This is a genomic window from Variovorax sp. Varisp85, from assembly GCF_047304045.1.
Classification (GTDB): Bacteria; Pseudomonadota; Gammaproteobacteria; order Burkholderiales; family Burkholderiaceae_C; genus Variovorax.
In genome coordinates this window covers 14,787-38,298 of sequence record NZ_JBGLYN010000004.1, presented here as the reverse complement: position 1 = coordinate 38,298, position 23,512 = coordinate 14,787, and the positions used below count along the sequence as shown (strand labels likewise).

General features: G+C 66.0%; 24 protein-coding genes. 20 read left to right on the top strand and 4 right to left on the bottom strand.

The annotated features are described in order from the left end of the window. Positions 1–112: 112 nt before the first annotated feature. The 3 genes from ACCC97_RS03060 to msrA all read left to right on the top strand — a co-directional run bounded on the left by ACCC97_RS03060 (position 113) and on the right by msrA (position 2,043). Positions 113–904, top strand: coding sequence for a molybdopterin-dependent oxidoreductase (locus tag ACCC97_RS03060; protein WP_042674629.1), 792 nt, complete (start codon positions 113–115; stop codon positions 902–904). Between the two features lie 105 nt (positions 905–1,009). Continuing rightward, the gene (locus ACCC97_RS03055; protein WP_007839323.1) at positions 1,010–1,246 is read left to right on the top strand and encodes a pentapeptide MXKDX repeat protein; all 237 of its coding nucleotides are present in this window, start codon (positions 1,010–1,012) and stop codon (positions 1,244–1,246) included. A gap of 95 nt (positions 1,247–1,341) precedes the next feature. After that, the gene (gene msrA, locus ACCC97_RS03050) at positions 1,342–2,043 is read left to right on the top strand and encodes a peptide-methionine (S)-S-oxide reductase MsrA (protein ID WP_413331553.1); all 702 of its coding nucleotides are present in this window, start codon (positions 1,342–1,344) and stop codon (positions 2,041–2,043) included. 6 nt (positions 2,044–2,049) lie between these two features. On the opposite strand, the gene ACCC97_RS03045 is transcribed toward msrA, so the two are convergent. From ACCC97_RS03045 to ACCC97_RS03035, 3 genes are read right to left on the bottom strand one after another with little or no spacing between them, the layout of a single operon-like run. After that, positions 2,050–3,063, bottom strand: a complete 1,014-nt coding sequence (locus tag ACCC97_RS03045; protein ID WP_413331552.1) for a class I fructose-bisphosphate aldolase — start codon at positions 3,061–3,063, stop codon at positions 2,050–2,052. Between the two features lie 47 nt (positions 3,064–3,110). Further along, positions 3,111–4,283, bottom strand: coding sequence for an NAD(P)/FAD-dependent oxidoreductase (locus ACCC97_RS03040; protein ID WP_413331587.1), 1,173 nt, complete (start codon positions 4,281–4,283; stop codon positions 3,111–3,113). 18 nt (positions 4,284–4,301) lie between these two features. Further along, positions 4,302–5,330, bottom strand: a complete 1,029-nt coding sequence (locus tag ACCC97_RS03035; protein WP_413331551.1) for an aldo/keto reductase — start codon at positions 5,328–5,330, stop codon at positions 4,302–4,304. A 258-nt stretch (positions 5,331–5,588) separates the two neighbouring features. Between ACCC97_RS03035 and ACCC97_RS03030 the strand changes: the two genes are divergently transcribed. From ACCC97_RS03030 to ACCC97_RS03015, 4 genes are all read left to right on the top strand, one after another. Beyond that, positions 5,589–6,254, top strand: coding sequence for an N-acetylmuramoyl-L-alanine amidase (locus tag ACCC97_RS03030; protein WP_007839317.1), 666 nt, complete (start codon positions 5,589–5,591; stop codon positions 6,252–6,254). Continuing rightward, positions 6,251–6,799, top strand: a complete 549-nt coding sequence (locus tag ACCC97_RS03025; protein WP_413331550.1) for a hypothetical protein — start codon at positions 6,251–6,253, stop codon at positions 6,797–6,799. Before ACCC97_RS03030 ends, ACCC97_RS03025 begins: the two co-directional genes overlap by 4 nt. A gap of 110 nt (positions 6,800–6,909) precedes the next feature. Continuing rightward, positions 6,910–7,383 carry a GNAT family N-acetyltransferase gene (locus tag ACCC97_RS03020; protein WP_413331549.1) on the top strand — a complete coding sequence of 158 codons (474 nt, stop codon included), beginning with the start codon at positions 6,910–6,912 and terminating at the stop codon, positions 7,381–7,383. A 113-nt stretch (positions 7,384–7,496) separates the two neighbouring features. Then, positions 7,497–7,943 (top strand): SRPBCC family protein, encoded by a 447-nt coding sequence (locus ACCC97_RS03015; RefSeq protein WP_413331548.1) that lies wholly within the window; start codon positions 7,497–7,499, stop codon positions 7,941–7,943. A gap of 54 nt (positions 7,944–7,997) precedes the next feature. Here ACCC97_RS03015 and ACCC97_RS03010 read toward each other — a convergent pair whose 3' ends face one another. Further along, positions 7,998–8,447: a MerR family DNA-binding protein gene (locus tag ACCC97_RS03010; RefSeq protein WP_413331547.1), complete on the bottom strand. Its 450-nt coding sequence runs from the start codon at positions 8,445–8,447 to the stop codon at positions 7,998–8,000. A gap of 336 nt (positions 8,448–8,783) precedes the next feature. Here ACCC97_RS03010 and ACCC97_RS03005 point away from each other — a divergent pair, with 336 nt between their 5' ends. The 13 genes from ACCC97_RS03005 (at position 8,784) to ACCC97_RS02945 (ending at position 23,496) form a co-directional block, all read left to right on the top strand. Then, positions 8,784–9,755 (top strand): MurR/RpiR family transcriptional regulator, encoded by a 972-nt coding sequence (locus tag ACCC97_RS03005; protein WP_413331546.1) that lies wholly within the window; start codon positions 8,784–8,786, stop codon positions 9,753–9,755. Continuing rightward, positions 9,752–10,711 carry an isoaspartyl peptidase/L-asparaginase family protein gene (locus ACCC97_RS03000; protein WP_413331545.1) on the top strand — a complete coding sequence of 320 codons (960 nt, stop codon included), beginning with the start codon at positions 9,752–9,754 and terminating at the stop codon, positions 10,709–10,711. The genes ACCC97_RS03005 and ACCC97_RS03000 overlap by 4 nt, the downstream gene beginning before the upstream one ends. A 41-nt stretch (positions 10,712–10,752) precedes the next feature. Next, positions 10,753–12,630, top strand: a complete 1,878-nt coding sequence (locus ACCC97_RS02995) for a dipeptide ABC transporter ATP-binding protein (RefSeq protein ID WP_413331543.1) — start codon at positions 10,753–10,755, stop codon at positions 12,628–12,630. Positions 12,631–12,686: 56 nt separating this feature from the next. Further along, positions 12,687–14,240 (top strand): glutathione ABC transporter substrate-binding protein GsiB, encoded by a 1,554-nt coding sequence (gene gsiB / locus ACCC97_RS02990; RefSeq protein ID WP_413331541.1) that lies wholly within the window; start codon positions 12,687–12,689, stop codon positions 14,238–14,240. 79 nt (positions 14,241–14,319) lie between these two features. After that, positions 14,320–15,240, top strand: a complete 921-nt coding sequence (gene gsiC / locus ACCC97_RS02985) for a glutathione ABC transporter permease GsiC (protein ID WP_007839308.1) — start codon at positions 14,320–14,322, stop codon at positions 15,238–15,240. A 10-nt stretch (positions 15,241–15,250) separates the two neighbouring features. Beyond that, positions 15,251–16,171: a glutathione ABC transporter permease GsiD gene (gene gsiD / locus ACCC97_RS02980; protein WP_413311567.1), complete on the top strand. Its 921-nt coding sequence runs from the start codon at positions 15,251–15,253 to the stop codon at positions 16,169–16,171. Between the two features lie 14 nt (positions 16,172–16,185). Beyond that, positions 16,186–17,244: a P1 family peptidase gene (locus ACCC97_RS02975; protein WP_413311565.1), complete on the top strand. Its 1,059-nt coding sequence runs from the start codon at positions 16,186–16,188 to the stop codon at positions 17,242–17,244. Between the two features lie 16 nt (positions 17,245–17,260). Beyond that, positions 17,261–18,079 (top strand): M55 family metallopeptidase, encoded by an 819-nt coding sequence (locus ACCC97_RS02970; protein WP_007839305.1) that lies wholly within the window; start codon positions 17,261–17,263, stop codon positions 18,077–18,079. 268 nt (positions 18,080–18,347) lie between these two features. Next, positions 18,348–20,126, top strand: a complete 1,779-nt coding sequence (locus tag ACCC97_RS02965; protein ID WP_007839304.1) for a nitrite/sulfite reductase — start codon at positions 18,348–18,350, stop codon at positions 20,124–20,126. Continuing rightward, positions 20,123–20,518, top strand: a complete 396-nt coding sequence (locus ACCC97_RS02960) for a DUF934 domain-containing protein (RefSeq protein WP_007839303.1) — start codon at positions 20,123–20,125, stop codon at positions 20,516–20,518. Before ACCC97_RS02965 ends, ACCC97_RS02960 begins: the two co-directional genes overlap by 4 nt. A gap of 20 nt (positions 20,519–20,538) precedes the next feature. Then, positions 20,539–21,159 (top strand): phosphoadenosine phosphosulfate reductase family protein, encoded by a 621-nt coding sequence (locus tag ACCC97_RS02955; protein ID WP_007839299.1) that lies wholly within the window; start codon positions 20,539–20,541, stop codon positions 21,157–21,159. A 43-nt stretch (positions 21,160–21,202) separates the two neighbouring features. Further along, complete coding sequence (cysD, locus tag ACCC97_RS02950; RefSeq protein ID WP_007839298.1) at positions 21,203–22,156, top strand: sulfate adenylyltransferase subunit CysD; 954 nt, start codon at positions 21,203–21,205, stop codon at positions 22,154–22,156. Continuing rightward, positions 22,156–23,496, top strand: coding sequence for a sulfate adenylyltransferase subunit 1 (locus ACCC97_RS02945; RefSeq protein WP_413331540.1), 1,341 nt, complete (start codon positions 22,156–22,158; stop codon positions 23,494–23,496). The genes cysD and ACCC97_RS02945 overlap by 1 nt, the downstream gene beginning before the upstream one ends. The last annotated feature ends 16 nt before the right edge of the window (positions 23,497–23,512 follow it).

The window sequence follows — 23,512 nt, the reverse complement described above, 5'->3', positions numbered from 1 at the left end:
GTCGCTCCGTCAACCCCCTTCCGGGGGCAACACCAGCGGCCCGGCAAAGCCGGTTCCGCGGTGTCCCACGAAGAGACCGCGCAACTTACGCAACACAGCGCAGGAAAGTGACGTGAAGATCTTCAAAGCCCCCACCCTGAGCGGCATCGACGGTGACGCCGTGCTGCGCGAAGCCCGCACACTGATCGCGAAGCAGCTCGACCAGCCCTCGCGCCGCGCCTTCCTGCAGCGCTCGCTGACGCTCGGCGGCCTCTCGCTGCTCACGGGTTGCAGCCTCAGCGACAACGCGCAGGTGGAAGCCGCGCTCACGAAGATCTCGCGCTTCAACGACAAGGCGCAGGGCCTGATCTTCAGCCCGACGCAGCTTGCGCCGACCTACTCGGAAGCAGAGATCACGCGTCCCTTCCCCTTCAACGCCTACTACGGCGAGGACGAGGTGCGCGAGGTGGACGAGGCCAGCTACAAGCTCGAAGTGACCGGCATGGTTGCCGACAAGCACGCCTGGACGCTCACCGAACTGCGCGCCATGCCGCAGCAAGACCAGATCACCCGCCACATCTGCGTGGAAGGCTGGAGCGCCATCGGCAAATGGGGCGGCGTGCGCTTTGCCGACTTCCTGCGCCACATCGGCGCCGACACCACTGCCAAGTACGTCGGCTTCAGGTGCGCCGACGACTACTACACCAGCATCGACATGCCCACCGCGCTGCATCCGCAGACCTTGCTGACGCTCACCTACGACGGACAGCCCCTGCCGCCCAAGTACGGCTTTCCGATGAAGCTGCGCATGCCGACGAAGCTTGGCTACAAGAACCCGAAGCACATCAAGGCGATGTTCGTCACCAACACCTATTCCGGCGGCTACTGGGAAGACCAGGGCTACAACTGGTTCGGAGGGAGCTGAGGGGCTGCTGAAGCCGCTCGACTGCCGAAGAAAGCGCGAGGCCGTGTTCATTGAACCGAGCCGATCCTGAAAACGAAACTTCATCAACCACTAGGAAAATTCCAAATGAACAAGCTCACCGCAACCCTGCTCGCAACCTGCATGGCCTTCGCCGGCGCCTCGGCATTCGCCGCGGACGAAATGGTGAAAGACGGCATGGCCAAGGACGGCATGAAGAAAGACGCCATGTCGAAGGACGGCATGAAGAAGGACTCGATGGCCAAGGATTCGATGTCGAAGGACGGCATGAAGAAGGACGCCATGAAAAAGGACAGCATGGACAAGGACGAGATGAAGAAGTAAGCGCCTTCGCAACCGCCATTGACGCCCGGCAGATTCGGCGTCAATGTCGCGTCGGCCGGTTTCCCAGCCACTGAAAGCTCTCTCAAGGAACCCTCATGAAATCCCTTGCACTCACTGCCGGCACGCTGGCGGCTGCCGCCCTGGTCTGGTACGCGGTGCCCTCGTTCGCCGAAACCGCCCGCCGCGTGCCCGCGCCCACGGCCGACCTCGTGGCGCCGCCGGCCGCCAAGACCGAAACCGCCGTGTTCGCCGGTGGCTGCTTCTGGGGCGTGCAGGGCGTGTTCCAGCGCGTCAAGGGCGTGAGCAATGCGGTGTCGGGCTATGCCGGCGGCGATGCGAAGACGGCGCGCTACGACGAGGTCGGCTCCGGGCGCACCGGCCATGCCGAATCGGTGCGCATCACCTACGACCCGCAGCAGATCAGCTACGGCAAGCTGCTGCAGATCTACTTCTCGGTGGCGCACGACCCGACCGAGCTCAACCGGCAGGGGCCCGACACCGGCACGCAATACCGCTCCACCGTGTTCGCCGAGAACGCCGAGCAGGCCCGCATTGCCAGCGCCTACATCGCGCAGCTGAACCAGGCCAAGACCTTCGGCAAGCCGCTGGCCACCACCGTCGAGATGGCCAAGCCCTTCTACGTGGCCGAGGACTATCACCAGGACTACCTGACGCTGCATCCGAGCCAGCCCTACATCGCGATCAACGACATGCCGAAGCTCGACGAGCTGAAGAAGCTGTTCCCCGAGAGCTACAAGGCTACGCCTTCACTGGTGAAGGCGGCCAAGGCCAGCTAAGGCCGATTAAGGCGTTGTGGCTAGTGCCCCGCGGCGCGCAGCCTGGTTGGATCGGATGCGAAGCACCAGCGCCTGCTGCGCAGCGGACGCGTTGGCGGCATCGCCCTTCCATGCGTCGAGCGCGGGCTGCTGCACCGCACGGGAGAAAGAGAAGGCCAGCGCCCACGGCACGCGCGGCCTGAACCGGGCGTTCATTTCATTGAGGCGGGCGGAAGCCAGCTGCGCCGGCTGGCCACCCGAGAGAAACGCCACGCCGGGCACCGCGGCGGGCACTGTGCGCAGCAGGCAGGCGACCGTAGCCTCGGCCACCGCTTCGACCGAATCCTGCGTGGGCGCCTTCAGCCCAGGCAGCACCATGTTCGGCTTCAGCAGCATGCCTTCGAGCAGCACGCCCTGCGCGCGCAACTCGGCGAAGGTCCGGTGCAGCACCTCTTCGGTCACCTCGGCACATTGCGCCAAGGCATGGCCACCGTCCATCAGCACCTCCGGCTCGACGATGGGCACCAGCCCGGCCTCCTGGCACAGCGCCGCATAGCGTGCCAGGGCATGCGCGTTGACGTCGATGCATGCGCGCGTCGGCAAGCCGTCGCCGATGGCGATCACGCCGCGCCACTTGGCAAAACGCGCACCCATGCCAGCGTATTCGGCGAGGCGCTCGCGCAGGCCGTCGAGCCCTTCGGTAACGGTTTCGCCCGGATGTCCAGCCAGCGGCTTCGCTCCGGTGTCGACCTTGATGCCGGGGACGATGCCAGCGTCGGACAGCGCCTTCGCGAAGGGCACACCCGCATGGGTCTGCTGGCGGATCGTCTCGTCGAACAGGATCGCGCCGCTGATGCTGTCGGCCAGGCCCGGCGCGGTGACGATCAGTTCGCGCCATTCGCGCCGCGCCGCCTCGGTTTGCGGGATGCCGAGCGCGGCAAAGCGCTTGTTGCAGGTGGCGTTGCTCTCGTCCATCGCGAGCAGGCCCTTGTCGCCGGCGACGAGCGCGCGGGCGGTATCGATCAGCGTCTGTGCGGTCATGGGGCACCTCTTTTGCGGAAGATCGTACGCCCTCCCCCGGGCTCCGCCTAGATCACGTTCTTCTCCAGCAGCGGCCGGTTCTCCAGGATGCGCGCGAAAGACACCGGCGATAGATCGAGGCTGCGGTACTCGCCGAAGCGGATCAGTTCCGCAATGCCGCGCCCTGCGGCCGGGCACTGTTGCAGCCCATGGCCCGAGAAGCCATTGGCGAAGTACAGGTTGTCGCGCTCCGGGTGCAGGCCGAGGATGGCGTTGTGGTCGAACACGTTCATCTCGTAGTAGCCGGCCCACGCACCGGTCATGCGAATGGCCTCGAAGGCCGGCACGCGCTCGGCCAATGACGGCCAGATGAAGCTGTCGAAGGCTTCGTACTCGACGTCGAGCGGAACGTCGTCGTGGTCCTGGTCCTCGGGCGGCGCGAAGCCGCAGATGAACTGGCGGCCTTCGGGGCGCAGCCAGATGCCGGAGGTGTCGATCACCAGCGGGCAGCCCGGCAATGTCTCGGGGCACGAGAAGCTGAACACGCTGCGACGGCGGCCGCGCACCGGAAGATCGATGCCGGCCCATCCGGCGACCTGGGCGGCCCATGCGCCCGCGGCGTTGACGACAACCTCGGCTTCCAGGGTCTCGCCACGGTCCAGCTGCACACCCGTCACGGCGCGGCCGTTGCGGCGCAAACCCGTTGCATGAGCCTGCACATAACGCGTGCCTTGAGAGGCGGCCTTCTTGCGAAAGGCCTGCAGCAGGCTGTAGCCGTCGTACCAGCCCTCGCCCGAGAGGCCCAGCGACGCGAGCGCAATGCCCTCGGTCGAAATCCATGGAAAGCGCGCCTTCAGTTCGCCGGGCGTCATCAGCGCCACGTCCACCGCGTGCGCCTTCTGCATCGCATGGTTCTCGCGCAGCACGTCGACGCCAGCCGGCGAGGCCAGGTACAGGTAGCCGGGCTCGACCAGACCGATGTCGGGCACGTCGTCGCCCACGCGCAGGGTCTCGCCGAGCGCGCGGAAAAAGTCGATGCCGTAGAGCGACATCTCGATGTTGATGGCGGTCGAGAACTGCTGCCGTATCGAGCTCGCGGACAAGGCCGAGGACGCCTGCTTGTAAGAGAAGTCGCGCTCGACCACCGTGACCTCGAAGGGCTCCTCCTTCGGGTCCCGGGTCAGGAAATAGGCGATGGCGGAGCCGATCGCCCCGCCTCCGATGATCACCACACGACGCATACGGGGCCTCATGCCAGCCTAGACCGGATTCGGATTGCGCTCAAGAAAGCCCTGCTGATGCCAGTACGGATAAGCCCGCGTCGTCGCGCTGGCCGCATCGAGTTCCGCAACCTGCGCGGGTGTGAGGTTCCAGCCCACGGCGCCGAGGTTCTGGCGCAACTGCGCCTCGTCGCGCGCGCCCACCACCACGCTCGACACCGTCGGTCGCTGCAGCAGCCAGTTCAGCGCGACCTGCGGCACGGTCTTGCCCACTTCGGCGCCAACCTTTTCCAACGCCTCGACCACGCGGTAAAGCAGTTCGTCCGGCACCGGCGGGCCCATGTCCGCTGTCGCGTGCAGGCGGCTTTTGGCGGGCAGCGGCTGGCCGCGGCGGATCTTGCCCGTGAGCCGGCCCCATCCGAGCGGGCTCCACACCACGGCACCCACGCCCTGGTCTTGCGCGAGCGGCATCAGCTCCCATTCGTAGTCGCGGCCGACCAGCGAGTAGTAAGCCTGGTTCGCGACATAGCGCGCGAGGCCGTAGCGCTCTGAAGTGGCCAGCGATTTCATCAGGTGCCAGCCCGAGAAGTTCGACACGCCGATGTAGCGCAGCTTGCCCGCGCGCACGAGGTCGTCGAGCGTCGAAAGCGTTTCTTCCACCGGTGTGCTCGCGTCGAAGCCGTGCAGCTGGTAGAGGTCGATGTAGTCCGTGCCCAAGCGCTTGAGCGCGCCATCGACGGCCTGCACGAGATGGTGGCGCGACGAGCCCACGTCGTTCGGCCCTTCACCGCTGCGGAAGGTGGCCTTGGTAGAGATCAGCAGCCGGTCGCGCGGCCGGCCCTTGATCGCCTCGCCGAGCACCGATTCGGCGGCGCCGCCCGAGTAGACGTCGGCGCTGTCGAACATGTTGACGCCGGCGTCGATGCAGATGTCGATCAACTTGCGCGCCTCGGCCACGTCGGTGCTCCCCCAGGCGCTGAATAGCTCGCCCTTGCCTCCGAAGGTGCCGGTGCCAAAGCTCAACACGGGGACCTTGAGGCCCGATTTACCCAGATGACGGTATTCCAAAGTACTGCTCCTTCGTGTTTGCGGATTCGGGGAGAAAACCGACAAGCCGACCGGCTTGTCGTCACGCCATTCTTGGACGAAGCAGTGAACCCTGCAGGCCGGCGGACTTTGTGGAAATCGATCGGAATAAGTTGACAACCGTCACTGAATTCCCTGCTGTAGCATGCGCCGCGAAGCCGTGATCTGGGCCGTGAATTGATGGAAAGACACACCTTGGTGGAAATCGATAACTAAATAATTATTTTCAGGAGGACCCGCATGCTTGTCGAAATTGACGCGAACGGAATGATCAATCACGCGCGAGTCAGAAGTGCTCGCAGCCCCGAAATCGAAAGAGGCAGGCGGACCGGTGCGATCACCGGCATCGTCGTTCATCAAACCGATGCCGACACATCGGCATCCTCACTGAACAGCTACAAGCGGCCGAAGGCGAATGGCGCGCACTTTCTCATCGATACGGATGGGACCATCTATCAGACTGCGGCGATTTATCAGCGTACGAATCATGTGGGGCCGCTGAAGGCGAGATGCCTGGTGATGCGGACGTGCAAGTTGCGCGACTTTCCTGAGAAAGTGGGAGCCACGGCGATGCATCGCATTGAAATGCGCAAGGCACCTGGCGACCGGTATCCGAGCAACATGGAAGCCATAGGAATCGAGATGGTTGGCAGGGCAAGGCTGCCGGAAGGTTTCAAGCCAGAAACCCGGCACAGAAACTTGTCACCGGAAGAATTGCGAGGGGAAGCTGGCATCTTTCCCTCACCAACTGCCGCTCAAAATCAATCGCTCTCGTGGCTTGTCGACGTGCTTCAAGATTCCATGCAGATCGCCCCGGGAGAAATCTTTCGGCATCCCGATGCCAGCAGAAAGAATCCGACAGAGGCACAGGGCGCAAATTGGAATCTGTCTCTACCCACACCATGACCAAAGCCGGCATCCTCTTGCTCACGCTATTCACGGCGGCAACAACTGCTTCGACTTACGCGGCCGACAAACGATATCCGCTCTATTCCGTAGAGAAGATCGAAATCGTCGATCCCTCCAGCAGGTCTGCCTGGGAAGACAAAAACTTCCTGGACTGCTCCGATGTCATCCTGACCGAGGAAGATGTGCGGCACGCACTGAAGCACATGCGCAGGATCTCGAAGAAATCCTACTTCAGCGAGGATACGGAAAGGACAGGATGCTCGGGTGGTGCGTCAGTCACTTTCAGGAATGGAAAGATCATCGTCATCGGGATCGAACCTACGGGAAGAATCAATACCTTCGAGGCGAACGCCAAACTTGAACCTACCGCAGTTCCAGGCAGCTTCTACGACTGCGATCCTTGCAGGAAGCGCAAGATGGCTCTCCTGAAGGACGCGCTGTATCGAGCGCACGAGCGAGCGCTGAGGAAACTGGCGGCTGAAGGGAAGTTTCCGCCTGACGAGGTGGAGCGCCGGCTGAAGTGGTTCCGGGACAGCCGCTAACGGCCCTGACGCGCCCGCCAGGGCAACGACTCTCCCACCCCGCTGCGGCGGGGTTCTCCTTTTGGCCTCAGGGACACCATAAGATCCGGCGACCCAACGAAATCCTCCGCATGAACATTGCCCTCGAGCGCCCCGACCAGCCCGACGTCATCCAGCTCATCGACGACCTCGATGCGTACCAGAAGCCGCTGTATTCGCCCGAGAGCCACCATGGCATCGACATTGCGGCACTGTCGGCGATGCACGTGCTGTTCGCGGTGGCGCGCGACGAAGCGGGCACGGCCATCAGCTGCGGCGCCCTCGTCATGAACCCCGGCTACGGCGAACTCAAGCGCATGTATGTGCGCCCGCAAAACCGCGAGCAAGGCGTTGCGGCGAAGATGCTGAGCTTTCTCGAAGGCGAAGCCACGGCGCGCGGTTGCACCCTGTTCCGGCTAGAGACGGGCGTGAGCCAGCCAGAGGCGCTCGCGTTCTATGCGCGCGCGGGGTATGCGCGGCGCGAGCGCTTCGGCGACTATCCCGACGATCCGTTGAGCGTGTTCATGCAAAAGACGACGAATCGTGGCGCACGGTTCATCGATTGAGGCGTGAGGCGTTGACTCAGGGTTTTTCCTAATCCTGGGGCATGTCGAATCGCAACGGGCTCATCCGACGTAACCACAGAGGGTCGTCCTCTGTTCTTCAGGAGTAAGCAACCATGGCTACCAACATTGTTCGTCTGCACCGCGTCCTGCGCACCTCCCCCGACCGGCTCTATCGTGCCTTCGTGGAGGCCGGCGCGTTCGAGCGCTGGCTGCCGCCCTTCGGCTTCACCGGCAAGGTCCACACCATGGAGCCCGTGGTGGGCGGCGCCTGGCGCATGTCCTTCACCAACTTCGGCACCGGCCACAGCCACTCGTTCGGCGGCAAGTATCTGGAACTCGTTCCCGGCCAGCGCATTGCCTACGACGCCAGCTTCGACGATCCCCATCTTCCAGGCACGATGAAGACCACCGTGACCCTGACCGCGGTGTCCTGCGGCACCGACATGTCCGTCGTGCAGGAAGGCATCCCCGACGTGATTCCCGCCGAGATGTGCTACCTGGGCTGGCAGGAATCGCTGATTGCGCTGGCCCAACTGGTCGAGCCGAACATTCCGGGTTGAGGCACTTGCGCTTCGGAAGCGTTTGAAGGGCGGCGCGGCGTGCCCGCGCCGGCGTCACCCATGCCGCGCCTCACAGCCGGCAAATCCCTCGAGCCCGGCCAGTTCTTCCAGAATGGGGCACTCGGGACGCTCGTCACCTTCGCAGCAGTGGGCCAGGCGCTCCAGCAGGCGCTTCATGTGTGCGAGTTCTTCGATCCGCTGGGCCAGCTCCTCGGCTCGTTCGAGCGCGACGCGCTTCACATCGAAACTCGCGCGGCGCCCGTCTTGCCACAGCGCATGCAGCTCGACGACTTCCGCTGTGTCGAAACCCAGCGTGTGCGCCCGTCGTACGAACCGCAGTGTCGACACGGTTTGCTCGTCGTAGAGACGGCCGTCCGCGTCGGTGCCGTCGAGCAGTCCGAGCGATTCGCAGTCGTGCAGCAGTTGCGCGGACGCACCGGAGCGGGCAACCACGTCGGCAAGGGATAGGTGCGCCGCAGCAGTCGGCGCCGTGGGGTGTCCCATGGAGTTCTCCTTCGAACCAAAACGCAAAAGTCTCAGCCTTCACACCATGGCAGAGTCAAGCCGCCGCATGACCTTGGCGCGCAAGGGGGTCAGGCTCCGCTGAGTTCACTGCGAGTCGGGTTGAATTGCTCCGTTTCGCTTGCTCTAAGCGGCACGATGAGTTTTTCGAGACCTGCCCGCCTGGCTTGTCCACCCCGGGCAAACCCTCAAATGCCCCCTCTCTTCTGGCCCGGTATTTGCGTCTACGATCGGAAATGACAGAAAATTTTCTTATCTGTCATATATTTGTAAATTCATTTACATCACTAGCACCCTTCGAGGTGCATCGCCTGCCCCATGAGCACCAACGTCGACACCAATGGCACCACCGTGGCCCAGCGCATCGCGCAGGCGTTGCCGCGGCTGACGCGTTCGCACCGGCAGGTGGCCGACTTCGTGCTCGAGCACCCGCTGCAGGTTGCGACGCTGCCCATCGACGAGCTGGCAACCGCGGCGGGCGTATCGGTCGCCACGGCCAACCGCTTCGCGCGGGCGTTGGATTTCGACGGCTACGCCACCTTCCGCGCCGAACTCGTGCGCGGCTTCGAGTCGCTGGTGGCGCCGGTCGAACGGCTGCGCGGCAACCTGGAGCGCCCGACCACGGTCGCCGAGGTGTTCGCCACGGCGCTCGACGAGAGCCGCCGCAACATCGAGGCCACGCGCCAGTCGCTGGACTACGCGGCTTGCGAGGCCGCGGTGCAGCGCATCCTGAAGGCACGCTCGATCTACATCGGCGGCTTCGGCGCCAGCGCCTGGCTCGCGGGGCTGCTGCAACACGGCCTCGATGGCTCGTGCAGCGACGTGCGCATGCTCTCCAGCGTGAGCGGCATCACCCATGCGGCGCGCACGCTGATGCACGCGGGGCCGCAAGACCTGTTCATCGGCCTGACCTTTCCGCGCTACCTCACCGACACGGTGGCGCTGGCGCAGATCGCGCGCGGCCAGGGATGCGCGGTGCTCGCGCTGACCGACCGTCCCAGCTCGCCGCTCGCGCCGCTGGCCGACGTGGTGCTGTATTGCCAGACCGAAACCAGCTACCGCCCCAACTGCGAAACCAGCGTGCTCGCGCTGATCGAAGCGCTGACCAGCGCGGTCGCCCTGCGCGCGCCGGGCGCGGCGCAATCGGCCGGCCGCATCCTGCAGGCAGTGCGCCCGTGGCTGCACGGCGGACTGGGCCAGGGCCATGTGCGCGGCGAGGTCTCCATGCCATCCCTACCTGCCGCCGTCGCTTCCGACGCCGGCAGGAAAAAGAAGAAAGCTTCCCGATGAAGAACGTCACGCCCGTCATCGCCATCCACGGCGGCGCCGGCACCATCAGCGCCTCGACGACCAACCCCGAGCAGGCGCAGGCCTACCACGACGCGCTGCAGGCCATCGTGCGCGCCGCGCAGGCCGCGCTGCTCAAGGGCATGTCCGCGCTCGACGCCACCTGCCTGGCGGTCGAGATGCTCGAAGACTGCCCGCTCTTCAATGCCGGCTACGGCGCGGTGTTCACGCACGAGGAAACGCACGAGCTCGACGCGGCCGTGATGGACGGCGCCACGCTCGCCGCCGGCGCCATCGCCGGCGTGAGCCACGTGCGCCGCCCGGTGCGCGCCGCGCGCGCCGTGCTCGAGGACGGCGCTCACGTGCTGCTGGCCGGTGCGGGCGCCGAGGCCTTCGCGCGCGACCGCGGCCTGGAGATGGTCGAGCCCTTCTTCTTCTCGACCGACGCGCGCCGCCAGCAGCTGTACCGCGTGCGCGACACGGGCCGCGTGGTCACCGACCACGAAGGCGCCGCCATGACCAAGCCGCCGCTGGACGAAGACAAGAAGTTCGGCACCGTCGGCGCCGTGGCGCTCGACATCCACGGCCACCTGGCCGCCGCCACCTCCACCGGCGGCATGACCAACAAGCGCGTGGGCCGCGTCGGCGATACGCCGCTCATCGGCTCCGGCACCTACGCCGACGACCGCACGGCCGCTATTTCGTGCACCGGCAGCGGCGAAATGTTCATCCGCGTCGCAGCCGCGTACGACATCTGCGCGCGCATGGCCTACGGCGGCGCCACGCTCGAAGCGGCCACGCACGCCGTGGTGCACCAGTCGCTGCCCGCCATCGGAGGCACCGGCGGGCTGATCGCCGTCGACCGCCACGGCAACCTGAGCCTGGCCTTCAACACCGAAGGCATGTACCGAGGCCACGCGCGCGGCGACGAAGCGCCCCATACGGCCATCTTCGCCTGACGACGCACCAACGTACGCCCCCAATTTTTCTTCGCACTCCCATGTCCACCCCTGTCCTCGCCCTGCCGGACGGCCGCGTTCTCGCCGTCGACGACCTCACCGTTCGCTTCTCGACCTCCGAGCGCACGGTTGATGCCGTCAAGAAGCTGTCCTTCCACGTCGACCACGGCGAAACGCTCGCGGTAGTGGGCGAATCGGGCTCGGGCAAGTCGGTCACCTCGCTCGCGCTGATGCGGCTCGTGGAGCATGGCGGTGGGCGCATCCTCGATGGGCGCATGACCTTCCGCCGCCGCAACGGCGAAGTGCTCGACCTCGCGCAGGCACGCGACACCACGATGCGCAACATCCGCGGCGCGGACATCGCGATGATCTTCCAGGAGCCGATGACATCGCTGAACCCGGTGTTCACGGCCGGCGAGCAGATTGCCGAGGCCATCCGCATCCACCAGGGCAAGAGCGACTCGGCCGCGCGCGCGGAAGCCTTGCGCATGCTGGAGCTGGTGCGCATTCCTGAAGCGCGCAATGTGCTCGACCGCTTTCCGCACCAGCTGTCGGGCGGCATGCGCCAGCGCGTGATGATCGCAATGGCGCTGTCGTGCAAGCCGCAGCTGCTGATTGCCGACGAGCCGACCACCGCGCTCGACGTGACGATCCAGGCGCAGATCCTCCAGCTCATCCGCGAGCTGCAGAAAGAAATGCGCATGGGCGTTCTCTTCATCACGCACGACATGGGCGTGGTCGCCGAAATCGCCGACCGCGTGCTCGTGATGTACCGCGGCGACAAGGTGGAAGCCGGCAGTTCCGACACCGTGTTCGCGGCACCGCAGCACCCCTACACCAAGGCGCTGCTGTCGGCCGTGCCCAAGCTCGGCGCGATGCAGGGCACCGACCTGCCGGCCAAGTTCGAACTGCTGCGCACCGAGGCCAACGCCGACACCGTGCCCGCCGAAGCGCCCACGCAGCAAGACACGGTGCGCCAGGACACCGGCCCCATTCTTCGCGTGCGCGACCTCGTCACGCGCTTCGACGTGCGCAGCGGCATCTTCGGCCGCGTGAAGCGCCGAGTGCATGCGGTAGAAAAGATCAGCTTCGACCTGTACCCCGGCGAGACGCTGGCGCTGGTCGGCGAATCGGGCTGCGGCAAGTCGACCACTGGCCGCTCGCTGCTGCGCCTGGTCGAAAGCCAGAGCGGCGCGATCGAGTTCGGCGGCAAGAACATCCGCGAGCTGCCCACGCGCGAGCTGCAGGCGCTGCGCCGCAATATCCAGTTCATCTTCCAGGACCCATTCGCCTCGCTCGATCCGCGCGTGACGGTGGGCTTCTCGATCATGGAGCCGCTGCTCATCCACGGCATTGCCAAGGGCGCCGAGGCGCAGCAGCGCGTCGACTGGCTGCTGCAGAAGGTCGGCCTGCCGCCCGAGGTGGCGCAGCGCTACCCGCACGAGTTCTCGGGCGGCCAGCGGCAGCGCATTGCGATTGCACGCGCGCTCGCGCTCAACCCCAAGGTGGTGGTGGCCGACGAATCGGTGTCGGCGCTGGACGTGTCGATCCAGGCGCAGATCGTCAACCTGATGCTCGACCTGCAGCGCGAGTTGGGCGTGGCCTTCCTTTTCATCTCGCACGACATGGCGGTGGTGGAGCGCATCAGCCACCGCGTGGCCGTGATGTACCTGGGCCAGATCGTCGAGATCGGCCCTCGCCGCGCCGTCTTCGAGGCGCCGCAGCACGCCTACACCCGCAAGCTGATGGCAGCGGTACCGGTGGCCGACCCGTCGCGCCGCCACAAGCCGCGCGCGCTGCTCGAAGGCGAGATCCCCAGCCCGATCCGCGCGGTGGGCGACGAGCCCGAGGTGCCGCCGCTGGTGCAGGTCGCGCCCGGCCACTTCGTCGCACGGCACGCCATCGGCGGCGCTTTCTGATTTTTCAACCCGCAGGCCCTCCTGCTTTTTTCCTCGAACCGACTGGAGTTCTTTCCATGAAGCAATCTTCTTCCTCTCTGCGATGGGCATCGGCATTGCTGGGCCTGGCCGCGTTGGCCGCATCGGGCACGGCACTGGCCGCGAAAGACGTGGTGCTGTCGATCGCCGCGCAGCCCGAGACGCTGGACCCCTACAACACCAACACCACCCTGACCACCGCCGTCACCAAGACCTTCTATGAAGGCCTGTTCCAGTTCGACAAGGACCTGAAGGTGCAGAACGTGCTCGCCGAGAGCTACGACGTCTCGAAAGACGGCCTGGTCTACACCATCAAGCTGCGCAGCGGCGTCAAGTTCCACGACGGCACCGACTTCAACGCCGAAGCCGTCAAGGTCACGCTCGACCGCGTGCTCAACCAGGACAACAAGCTGCTGCGCTACAACCAGTTCAACCGCGTGGGCAAGGTCGAAGCGGTGAACCCCAGCACCGTGCGCATCACGCTGAAGGAGCCCTTCGGCCCCTTCATCAACTCGCTGGCCCACGCATCGGCCGCCATGATCTCGCCCACCGCGCTGAAGAAGTGGGGCAACAAGGACATCGCCTTCCACCCCGTGGGCACGGGCCCCTTCGAGTTCGTCGAGTGGAAGCAGACCGAAGCCGTCAAGGCCAAGAAGTTCGACGGCTACTGGAAGAAGGGCTACCCGAAGGTCGACAACGTCTCGTGGAAGCCGGTGCTCGAGAACAACACGCGCGCCGCGATGCTGCAGACCGGCGAAGCCGACTTCGCCTACCCCATTCCCTATGAGCAAGCCGACCTGCTGAAGAAGAGCGAGAAGCTCGAAGTGGTGGCCACGCCCTCGATCATCACGCGCTTCCTGGCATTCAACATGCTGCAGAAGCCCTACGACAACCCGAAGGTGCGCGAAGCCATCGGCTACGCCATCAACAAGGAAGCGCTGGCCAAGGTCGCGTTCGGCGGCTATGCCTTCCCGGCGCAGGGCGTGCTGCCCCAGGGCGTGAAGTACGCAGAGAAGATGGCCCCCATTCCCTACGACCTGAAGAAGGCCAAGGAGCTGATGAAGGAAGCCGGCTACCCCGACGGCTTCGAGTCGGTGCTGTGGAGCGCCTACAACAACACGACCTCGCAGAAGACGATCCAGTTCGTTCAGCAGCAGCTCGCGCAGATCGGCATCAAGCTGCAGGTGCAGGCGCTCGAAGTGGGCCAGCGCACCGAGCAGGTGGATGCATGGCCCGATCCGAAGACGGCCAAGGTCCGCATGTACTACACCGGCTGGTCGTCGTCGACCGGCGAGGCCGACTGGGGCCTGCGCCCGCTGTTCGCCTCGGAAGCCTGGGCGCCGAAGCTGAACAACATGTCGTTCTACAAGAGCGAGGTGGTCGACAGCTCGCTGGCCAAGGCGCTGGTGACCACGGACGAGAAGGAACGCGCCGCGCTATACAAGACCGCGCAGGAAGAGATCCGCAAGGACCTGCCGCGCGTGCCGATGATCACCGAGCAGAACCTGTCGGCGCACGCCAAGCGTCTCTCGGGCGTGTTCGTGATGCCTGACGGCAACATCAACATCGACGCGATCGCCACGTCGAACTGATCCCGGCTCCTCGTTTCCTGACTGACTGCCCGACGGGCGATGGCATGCCGCCATCGCCCGATCGCGGCAACCGCACCCCATGCTGAATTACTTCCTCAAACGACTGTTGGGCCTGATCCCCACGCTGCTCATCGTGGCGGTGCTGGTGTTCCTGTTCGTCCACATGCTGCCCGGCGACCCGGCGCGACTTGCCGCCGGCCAGGACGCCGACGAGCAGACCGTGGCCATGGTCCGCGCGGAGCTCGGGCTGGACAAGCCGCTGCCGCAGCAGTTCGTGAACTTCTTCTCCCACATGCTGCAGGGCGACTTCGGCACCTCCATCCGCACCCGGCGGCCGGTGTCGGCGGAGATCGGCGAACGCTTCTTCCCGACGGTGATGCTGACCATCACCAGCATGGTGTGGGCGGTGATCTTCGGCATGGGCATCGGCATCGTGTCGGCGGTGTACCGCAACAAATGGCCGGACCGGCTGGGCATGACGCTCGCCGTGTCGGGCATCTCTTTCCCCGCATTTGCACTCGGCATGCTGCTGATGCAGATCTTCTCGGTCCAGCTCGGCTGGCTGCCCACGGTGGGGGCCAGCAGCTGGAAGCACTACATCCTGCCCTCGATCACGCTGGGCGCGGCCGTGGCGGCCGTGATGGCGCGCTTCACGCGGGCCTCCTTCGTCGAGGTGATCCAGGAAGACTTCGTGCGCACCGCGCGCGCCAAGGGCGTGCACGAATCCAGCGTGGTGTTCAAGCACACGCTGCGCAACGCGCTGATCCCGGTGGTCACGATGATGGGCCTGCAGTTCGGCTTCCTGCTGGGCGGCTCGATCCTGGTCGAGGCCGTCTTCAACTGGCCGGGCCTCGGGCGCCTGCTGGTCGATGCCGTGCAGATGCGCGACTACCCCGTGATCCAGACGCTGGTGCTGCTGTTCTCGCTCGAATTCATTTTGATCAACCTGGTGGTGGACGTGCTCTACGGCTACATCAACCCCACCATCCGCTACAAGTGAGGCAGCCGACATGACGCAAGCCACCGGCGTGACCGCCGAATCGATCACTCCGCCCGTGGTGGCGGTTCAAACCGCGGGCAAGGTCCGCACGCCCTGGGGCGAATGCTGGCGCCGCTTCAAGAAGCAACCTGTGGGCATCGTCGCCGCGGTGTTCGTGCTGCTGCTGGTGTTCGTCGCGGTGTTCGCACCCTGGATCGTGCCCTTCGATCCGGAGAACTTCTTCGACTACGACATGCTCAACACCGGCCCCTCGGCCGCGCACTGGTTCGGCGTCGATCCACTCGGGCGCGACATCTTCAGCCGAATCCTGGCCGGCGCGCGCATCTCGCTGATGGCGGGCTTCCTGTCAGTGGTGCTGGGCGGCATCATCGGCACCGCCTTCGGCCTGCTGGCCGGCTACTACGAAGGCTGGTGGGACCGCATCGTGATGCGCATCTCCGACGTGCTGTTCGCCTTCCCCGGCATTCTTCTCGCGCTCGGCGTGGTCGCCATCCTGGGCAGCAGCATGACCAACGTGGTGGTGGCCGTGTCGGTGTTCAGCGTGCCGGCGTTCGCGCGGCTCGTGCGCGGCAACACGCTGGTGCTCAAGCAGCAGACCTACATCGAGGCCGAGCGCAGCATCGGCGCATCCGACTGGACCATCATCGTGCGGCACATCCTGCCGGGCACCATCTCCTCGATCGTGGTGTATTTCTCGATGCGCGTCGGCACGTCGATCATCACGGCGGCCAGCCTCTCCTTCCTGGGCATGGGCGCGCAGCCGCCGACGCCCGAATGGGGCGCGATGCTCAGCGAGGCCCGCGCCGACATGGTGACCTCGCCGCACGTGGCGCTGTTCCCCAGCCTGGCCATCTTCTTCACCGTGCTCGCCTTCAACCTGCTCGGCGATGCGCTTCGCGACGCGCTCGATCCGAAGATCGACCGCCAGTAGCCCGCTTTTTCTTCATGCCATCGACGACCTCCCTGCCCTTCATCGGCAACCTGCTCCAGGGCGCGCGCAATGCCATCACCGACGTCGCGGGCGTCACCGTGGGTCACCAGACGCTCAGCGACGGTGCCGTGCAGACCGGCGTGACGGTGATCCGGCCCCACGCGGGAGACCCGTTCCGCGACAAGGTGCCCGCGGCCGCCGTGGTGCTCAACGGCTTCGGCAAGAGCGTGGGGCTGGTGCAACTCGCCGAACTCGGCGTGCTCGAGACGCCAATCGCGCTGACCAACACCTTCTCGGTCGGCACGGTGGCCACGGCGCAGATCCGGCATTGCGTTGCGGCGAACCCCGAGAGCGGCCGGTCGCTGCCGACGGTAAACCCGCTGGTCTTCGAGTGCAACGACGGCTTCCTCAACGACATCCAACGGCTGGCTGTGACCGAGTCGGACTACCTGCGTGCGCTCGGCAACGCCGGCGTCGACTTCGCGCAAGGCTCGGTCGGCGCGGGACGCGGCATGTCGAGCTTCCAGCTCAAGGGCGGCATCGGGAGCGCATCGCGCCGCGTCTCGGCCCCCGACAGCGCGGTGCACACCGTCGGCGCACTGGTGCTGGCGAACTATGGGCGCCAGCCGCAACTGGTGCTGGCGGGGCATGCGGTCGGCGAGCGATTGGCGACGCAAGGCTCGGCCGAATGCAAGGAGCCTGAAAAGGGCTCGATCATCATCGTCGTCGCCACCGACGCGCCGCTCGATGCGCGCCAGTTGCGCCGCCTCGCGCTGCGCGCGGGCGCGGGGCTGGCCCGCACGGGCTCGGTCTTCGGGCACGGCAGCGGCGACATCGTGCTGGCTTTTTCCACCGCCTACACCGTGCCCGACCAGGTCGAGCGGCCGATGCCGGTCCTGGCGATGCTGCACGACGGGCTGCTCGACGGCCTCTTCCAGGCCGCGGCCGACAGCACCGAGCAGGCGATCATCCATGCGCTGTGGCGCGCCGAGGCCGTGACCGGCCGTGACGGCAACCACCGCGCCGCGCTGAGCGAACTCCTGCCCGCAGCCACCTTTTCTTCTCGAGCCTGACCTGATCGCACCGCCCATGAAAGTCCTGATCTCCACCGACATCGAAGGCGTCGCCGGCGTCTATCACTCCGAGCAAGTGCGCGCGGGCAACCCCGAGTACGAGCGTGCGCGCCTGTTGATGGCGCAGGAGGCCAACGCGGCGATTGCCGGTGCCTTCGACGCGGGTGCCACCGAAGTGCTGGTGAACGACTCGCACGGCGGCTTTCGCAACATGCCGCCCGACGTGCTCGACGCGCGCGCCCGCGTGGTGCAGGGCAAGCCGCGCTACCTGAGCATGGTGGCCGGGGTCGAGGAAGGCGTCGACGCGGTCTGCATGGTGGGCTATCACTCGCGCGCGCAGGGGCGCGGCATCCTGGCGCACACGATCAACAGCTTTGCCTTTGCAAGCATCTCGCTCGGCGGGCAGGAGTTGGGCGAAGCCGGGCTCTACGGCGCGCTGGCCGGGGAATATGGCGTGCCTGTAGTGATGGGCAGTGGAGACGACGTGTTCATTGCCGAGAACCGGCCGCTCTTTCCGCACGCGACCTTCGTCGAAACCAAGAAGGCCACGGGGTGCAACAGTGGCGTATCGCTGTCACCCGAGCAATCCCGACGAGCAATTCGCGCGGGCGTGGAAGAAGCGCTGGCCGCCCGCTCCCGGGCGAAGCCGCTCGTCTTCGAGGGCCCGCAGACCGTGACGCTGCGCGCCCAGTCGCCCGCGCTGGCCGACCTGTTCTGCCAGTGGCCGGCTTTCGAGCGCGTGGACGGCGTCACGCTTCGTTTCACCGCCGAGACGGTCGAAGCCGCGGTGCGCATGCTGAATTGCTGCTCGGCCATGTCGTCGATGCTGCGCTAAAGCATTACGCCCTCTTCCAGGGCGAACAGGAAAACAGGCCCGGGGACATCCCGGCCTCGCCGCGGGGCTTATCCTTGCCCATGCAGGGCACCCGCGCCCTTATCCGGAATAAGCATCCAACCGTCCCGCAACCCGCATGGATGCTGGGGAATAAGCTTATCCGCATAAGGCGCGAACCAAAAAATAGTTTGTTTCCATAAGGCCGGCTTTCAGAATCTCGGCTTCTTGCTGGGGCGATGGACGCACTGCACTTCAAGACACACGCACGATGTACCAATACACAGAATTCGACCGACAGTTCGTTCATCAACGAGCCGCCCAATTCCGAGACCAGCTCGAGCGCTGGCAAAAAGGCCGTCTTCACGAGGACGAGTTCCGCCCCCTTCGGCTGCAAAACGGCTGGTATGTCCAGCGCTACGCACCGATGCTGCGCGTGGCCGTGCCTTACGGCGAGCTCTCCAGCCGCCAGATCCGCGTGCTGGCCCGCATCGCCCGGGAGTACGACGAGCCCGAAGCCGAGGTCTACAAAAAGGCCGTCGAGACGCAGGGCCTGCTCGGCAGCCACAAGCTCCCGACCCACTACGCCCATTTCTCGACGCGCCAGAACGTCCAGTACAACTGGATTCCGCTCGCCAAGTCGGCCGACGTGATGGACCTGCTGGCTTCGGTCGACATGCACGGCATCCAGACCAGCGGCAACTGCATCCGCAACATCACGAGCGACGAGCGCGCCGGCATTGCCGTCGACGAAATCGCCGATCCGCGCCCGTTCGCGGAAATCATGCGGCAGTGGAGCACGCTGCACCCCGAGTTCGCGTTCCTGCCGCGCAAGTTCAAGATCGCCATCACCGGCGCCACCGAAGACCGCGCCGCGACCGGCTGGCACGACGTGGGCCTGCACATCGTGAAGAACGAGGCCGGCGAAATCGGCTTCCGCGTGCAGGTGGGCGGCGGCATGGGCCGCACCCCCATCATCGGCACCGTGCTGCGCGAGTTCCTGCCGTGGCAACAGATCATGAATTACCTCGAAGCAGTGATTCGTGTGTACAACCGCTATGGCCGCCGCGACAACATCTACAAGGCGCGCATCAAGATCCTGGTGAAGGCCGAGGGCCAGCGCTACATCGACGACGTCGACGCCGAGTACAAGCAGATCCTCGAGCACGACGGCGCGCCGCACACCATCACGCAGGAAGAGTACGACCGCGTGGCCGCATCCTTCGTGCCGCCGACGCTCGCCACCCGCGTGCTGCAAAGCGCCGAGAAGACCGACGCCGAGCTGCGCGCCCAGGCCGCCGACGACGTCATGTTCGCCCGCTGGCTGGCGCGCAACGTGGCGCCACACAAGAACCCCGCGCTGCGCGCCGTGACGCTGTCGTTCAAGCGCCTGAAGCAGGCGCCCGGCGATGCCTCGGCCGACCAGCTCGACACGCTCGCGCAATTGGCCGACCGCTTCTCGGCCGGCGAAGCCCGCGTGACGCACGACCAGAACGTCGTGCTGCCCTGGGTGCATGCCGAAGACCTGCATGCGCTGTGGCTTGCCGCCCGCGCTGCCGGCTTTGCCAGCGCCAACGTGCACCTGCTGACCGACATGATCGCCTGCCCCGGCGGCGACTTCTGCGCGCTGGCCAATGCGCGCTCCATTCCCATCGCCGAAGCGATCACCGAGCGCTATCAGGACCTCGACGAGCTCGACGACCTGGGCGAGATCGACCTGCACATCAGCGGCTGCATCAACTCGTGCGGCCACCACCACAGCGGCCACATCGGCATCCTGGGCGTCGACAAGGACGGCAAGGAGTGGTACCAGGTCACCCTCGGCGGCTCCGACGGCTCCGCGCTCAGCGGTACGCCGCAGGCCGGCAAGGCGGTCGGCCCCTCGTTCTCGGCGGCCGAAGTGCCGGGCGTGATCGAGGCCGTGCTCACCGCGTACCGCGACACCCGCGAGAGCGGCGAGAACTTCATCGACACGCTGCGCCGTGTGGGCCATGACCCGTTCAAGGCCGCGGCCAACGGTGCGCGTTTCAAGGTGGAGGAAGCAGCATGAAGAAGAACCTGAACATCCTGGCCGCCGAAGAACATGTGGACGACGGCGACCCGAAAGTGCTGCAGTTGCCGAACGATGCAGACCCGCTCGCCATCGAGGTGTGCCTGGAAGACATCGAGCGCATCGACCTGAACTTTCCGAAGTTCACCGACGGCCGCGCCTACAGCCAGGCCTTCCTGCTGCGCCGCCGCCTGGGCTTCAAGGGCGACATCCGCGCCACCGGCGACGTGCTGATCGACCAGCTGGTGCAGATGGAACGCACCGGCTTCTCCAGCGCCGTGCTCAAGGAAGGCGTGGACGCCTCCGACGCGCAGCGCCAGTTCGACCGCTTCGCCGCGTTCTACCAGGGCGATGCGGTGAAGACCGCGCCGCACTTCGTGGCCGGCGCCTGAACCCCGAGAGACCTTCAGCCATGAGCATGGACCTCACCAAAATCAACGCCGAACTCGGCCGCAACGCCGAGGGCCTGGTGGACTGGGCGATCGGCCTGGGGCAGCCCACCATCGTCACCACCAACTTCCGCCCGTTCGAGGCGGTGATCCTGCACATGGTCACGCGCGCCAAGCGGGATGTTCCCGTGGTCTGGATGGACAACGGCTACAACACCGAGGCCACCTACCGCTTTGCCGACGAGGTGACGAAGCAACTGGGCCTGGACCTGCACATCTACCTGCCGCGCCGCTCGCGTGCGCATCGCGAAGCGGTGGAAGGCCCGACGCCGGCGCTCGACGATCCGCGCCATGCCGCCTTCACGGAAGAAGTGAAGCTCGAGCCCTTTGCCCGCGCGCTGCGCGAGACGGCACCCAAGGTCTGGTTCACCGCGCTGCGGGCCACCGATACGGCCGTGCGTGCGCAGATGGACCCGGTCAGCGTCAATCCGGACGGCCTCATCAAGGTCGCGCCGCTGCTGCACTGGTCGTCCAAGGAGCTGTACGAGTACTGCGAGGCGCATGGCCTGCCGAACAACTTCGATTACGTGGACCCGACCAAGGGCGAAGACAACCGCGAGTGCGGATTGCATCTTGCGCACTGAGAGCCAAGGTCTCACCGATTCACCGCATCCAGCATCCCCTCCGATGAACGCCCGTACCGAAACCGAACTGCTGCAGCCGCCCATGCACTCTCCCGCGCGCCTGTCCAACACGCACCTCGATGCACTCGAAGAAGAAACCGTCTTCATCCTGCGCGAGGTCGCGGCCGCCTTCGAGCGGCCCACCCTGCTGTTCTCGGGCGGCAAGGATTCGCTGGTGCTGCTGAAGTGCGCGGAAAAGGCCTTTGGCGCCGGCCGCATTCCCTATCCGCTGCTGATGATCGACACCGGCCACAACTTCCCCGAAGTGACCGACTACCGCGACCAGCGCGCGAAGGAGCTGGGCGCCGAACTGATCGTGCGCAGCGTCGAAGACTCGATGAAGCGCGGCACCGTGCGCCTCGCGCACCCCGGCGAATCGCGCAATGCGCACCAGTCGGTGACGCTGCTCGAAGCCATCGAGGAGTTCCGCTTCGACGCGCTGATCGGCGGCGCCCGTCGCGACGAGGAAAAGGCCCGCGCCAAGGAGCGCATCTTTTCGCACCGCGACTCCTTCGGCCAATGGCAGCCCAAGGACCAGCGCCCCGAGCTGTGGACGCTGTTCAACACGCGCCTCGCTCCCGGCGAGCACTTCCGCGTGTTCCCGATCTCGAACTGGACCGAGCTCGATGTGTGGCAATACATCGAGCGCGAACACGTCGGCCTGCCGTCGATCTACTACACGCACAAGCGTGAAGTGGTCGAGCGCCGCGGCCTGCTGGTGCCGGTGACCGGGCTGACCCCGGCGCGCGACGGCGAAACCGTGCAGGTGCGCGACGTGCGCTTCCGCACCGTGGGCGACATCACGACCACCTGCCCGGTCGAGAGCCTCGCGGCCGATGCGGGCGACGTGGTGCTCGAAACACTGTCGGTCGACGTGAGCGAACGCGGCGCCACCCGGATGGACGACATGACCTCCGAAGCATCTATGGAAAAACGCAAGAAAGACGGTTACTTCTGATGAGCGCGACGACGACAGCCTCCCCCCAAGAACTCGCCGCTCACGGCGACACCGGCACCGCTCTGCGCTTCATCACCTGCGGCTCGGTCGACGATGGCAAGAGCACACTCATCGGCCGCCTGCTGGTCGACAGCAAGACCGTGCTGCAGGACCAGCTCGCCGGCGTGCAGCGCGGCGGCGAGACCGACCTCGCCCTCCTGACCGACGGCCTCTCGGCCGAGCGCGAACAGGGCATCACGATCGACGTGGCCTACCGCTACTTCTCGACCGCCAAGCGCAAGTTCATCATCGGCGACGCGCCGGGCCATGAGCAGTACACGCGCAACATGGTCACGGCCGCCTCGGCCGCCGACGCCGCCGTGGTGCTGGTCGATGCGACCAAGCTGGCCTGGGCCGCCGAGGTCGAAGACGGCACGGTCGTCAAGCGCGAGCTGCTGCCGCAGACGCGCCGCCACTCGCTGCTGTGCCACCTGCTGCGCGTTCAGTCGATCGTGTTCGCGGTCAACAAGCTCGACGCCATCGACGACGCCGGACTCGCCTTCGAGCGCATCTCGGCCGCGCTGAACGCTTTTGCCGAAGCGGCCGGCGTGCAGGTCGCGGCCATCGTGCCGATCTCCGCGCTCAAGGGCTGGAACGTGGCCACGCGCCATGCCGACTGGGTCGGCTACGAAGGTCCGAGCCTGCTGGAGTTGCTCGAGGAACTGCCCGTGACGGTGCAGGACGAGGCCGTGCCTTTCGCCTTTCCGGTGCAGTGGGTCGAGAAGTTCTCGGCCTCCGCCGACACCTCGCAAGGCCGCCGCGTGTTCTGGGGCCGCGTCGCCTCGGGCCATGTGGAACCCGGACAGCGCGTGACCGTGCTGCCGAGCAACCAGACCGCCACGGTCGCGCAGGTGCTGAGCCATACGCGCCAGCCGAAGTCGGTGCATGCGGGCCACAGCGCCGGCATCGTGCTCGACCGCGAGGTCGACGTGTCGCGTGGCGACTGGCTGCTGGCGCCCGAGGCCTTCGAGCCGGTGCGCGAGATCACGGCCACCGTGGCCTGGCTCGACGACGAGCCGCTGGTCGCGGGCCGTGTGTACTGGGCGCTGCAGGGCCACCGCTGGGTCAAGGCCAAGGTGGCGCGCATCGTCGATCGCGTGAACATCACGACGCTCGAATCGGAGCCGGCAACGCAGCTGGAAGCCAACGCCATCGGCGACGTGGTGCTCGTGCTGCAGCAGCCGCTGGCCGTGCTGCCCTTCACGCAATCGCGTGCACTGGGCTCGCTGGTGCTGGTCGATACCGCCTCCCACAAGACCGCTGCTGCCGTGCTCGTGCAGCCTGCCGCCGCAAGGGCCTAAAATCAGGGGTTTTCCC

Bases quoted from the DNA above. Each gene is read 5' to 3' on its own strand.
- gsiC (WP_007839308.1), top strand. From the start codon at position 14,320: ATGCTGAATTACTTCCTCAAACGACTGTTGGGCCTGATCCCCACGCTG.
- ACCC97_RS03025 (WP_413331550.1), top strand. From the start codon at position 6,251: ATGACCAAAGCCGGCATCCTCTTGCTCACGCTATTCACGGCGGCAACA.
- ACCC97_RS02955 (WP_007839299.1), top strand. From the start codon at position 20,539: ATGAGCATGGACCTCACCAAAATCAACGCCGAACTCGGCCGCAACGCC.
- gsiD (WP_413311567.1), top strand. From the start codon at position 15,251: ATGACGCAAGCCACCGGCGTGACCGCCGAATCGATCACTCCGCCCGTG.
- ACCC97_RS02975 (WP_413311565.1), top strand. From the start codon at position 16,186: ATGCCATCGACGACCTCCCTGCCCTTCATCGGCAACCTGCTCCAGGGC.
- msrA (WP_413331553.1), top strand. From the start codon at position 1,342: ATGAAATCCCTTGCACTCACTGCCGGCACGCTGGCGGCTGCCGCCCTG.
- ACCC97_RS03010 (WP_413331547.1), bottom strand. From the start codon at position 8,447: ATGGGACACCCCACGGCGCCGACTGCTGCGGCGCACCTATCCCTTGCC.
- ACCC97_RS03030 (WP_007839317.1), top strand. From the start codon at position 5,589: ATGCTTGTCGAAATTGACGCGAACGGAATGATCAATCACGCGCGAGTC.
- ACCC97_RS02960 (WP_007839303.1), top strand. From the start codon at position 20,123: ATGAAGAAGAACCTGAACATCCTGGCCGCCGAAGAACATGTGGACGAC.
- gsiB (WP_413331541.1), top strand. From the start codon at position 12,687: ATGAAGCAATCTTCTTCCTCTCTGCGATGGGCATCGGCATTGCTGGGC.
- ACCC97_RS02965 (WP_007839304.1), top strand. From the start codon at position 18,348: ATGTACCAATACACAGAATTCGACCGACAGTTCGTTCATCAACGAGCC.
- ACCC97_RS02945 (WP_413331540.1), top strand. From the start codon at position 22,156: ATGAGCGCGACGACGACAGCCTCCCCCCAAGAACTCGCCGCTCACGGC.
- ACCC97_RS03015 (WP_413331548.1), top strand. From the start codon at position 7,497: ATGGCTACCAACATTGTTCGTCTGCACCGCGTCCTGCGCACCTCCCCC.
- ACCC97_RS03005 (WP_413331546.1), top strand. From the start codon at position 8,784: ATGAGCACCAACGTCGACACCAATGGCACCACCGTGGCCCAGCGCATC.
- cysD (WP_007839298.1), top strand. From the start codon at position 21,203: ATGAACGCCCGTACCGAAACCGAACTGCTGCAGCCGCCCATGCACTCT.
- ACCC97_RS03020 (WP_413331549.1), top strand. From the start codon at position 6,910: ATGAACATTGCCCTCGAGCGCCCCGACCAGCCCGACGTCATCCAGCTC.
- ACCC97_RS03045 (WP_413331552.1), bottom strand. From the start codon at position 3,063: ATGACCGCACAGACGCTGATCGATACCGCCCGCGCGCTCGTCGCCGGC.
- ACCC97_RS03000 (WP_413331545.1), top strand. From the start codon at position 9,752: ATGAAGAACGTCACGCCCGTCATCGCCATCCACGGCGGCGCCGGCACC.
- ACCC97_RS03055 (WP_007839323.1), top strand. From the start codon at position 1,010: ATGAACAAGCTCACCGCAACCCTGCTCGCAACCTGCATGGCCTTCGCC.
- ACCC97_RS02970 (WP_007839305.1), top strand. From the start codon at position 17,261: ATGAAAGTCCTGATCTCCACCGACATCGAAGGCGTCGCCGGCGTCTAT.
- ACCC97_RS03040 (WP_413331587.1), bottom strand. From the start codon at position 4,283: ATGCGTCGTGTGGTGATCATCGGAGGCGGGGCGATCGGCTCCGCCATC.
- ACCC97_RS02995 (WP_413331543.1), top strand. From the start codon at position 10,753: ATGTCCACCCCTGTCCTCGCCCTGCCGGACGGCCGCGTTCTCGCCGTC.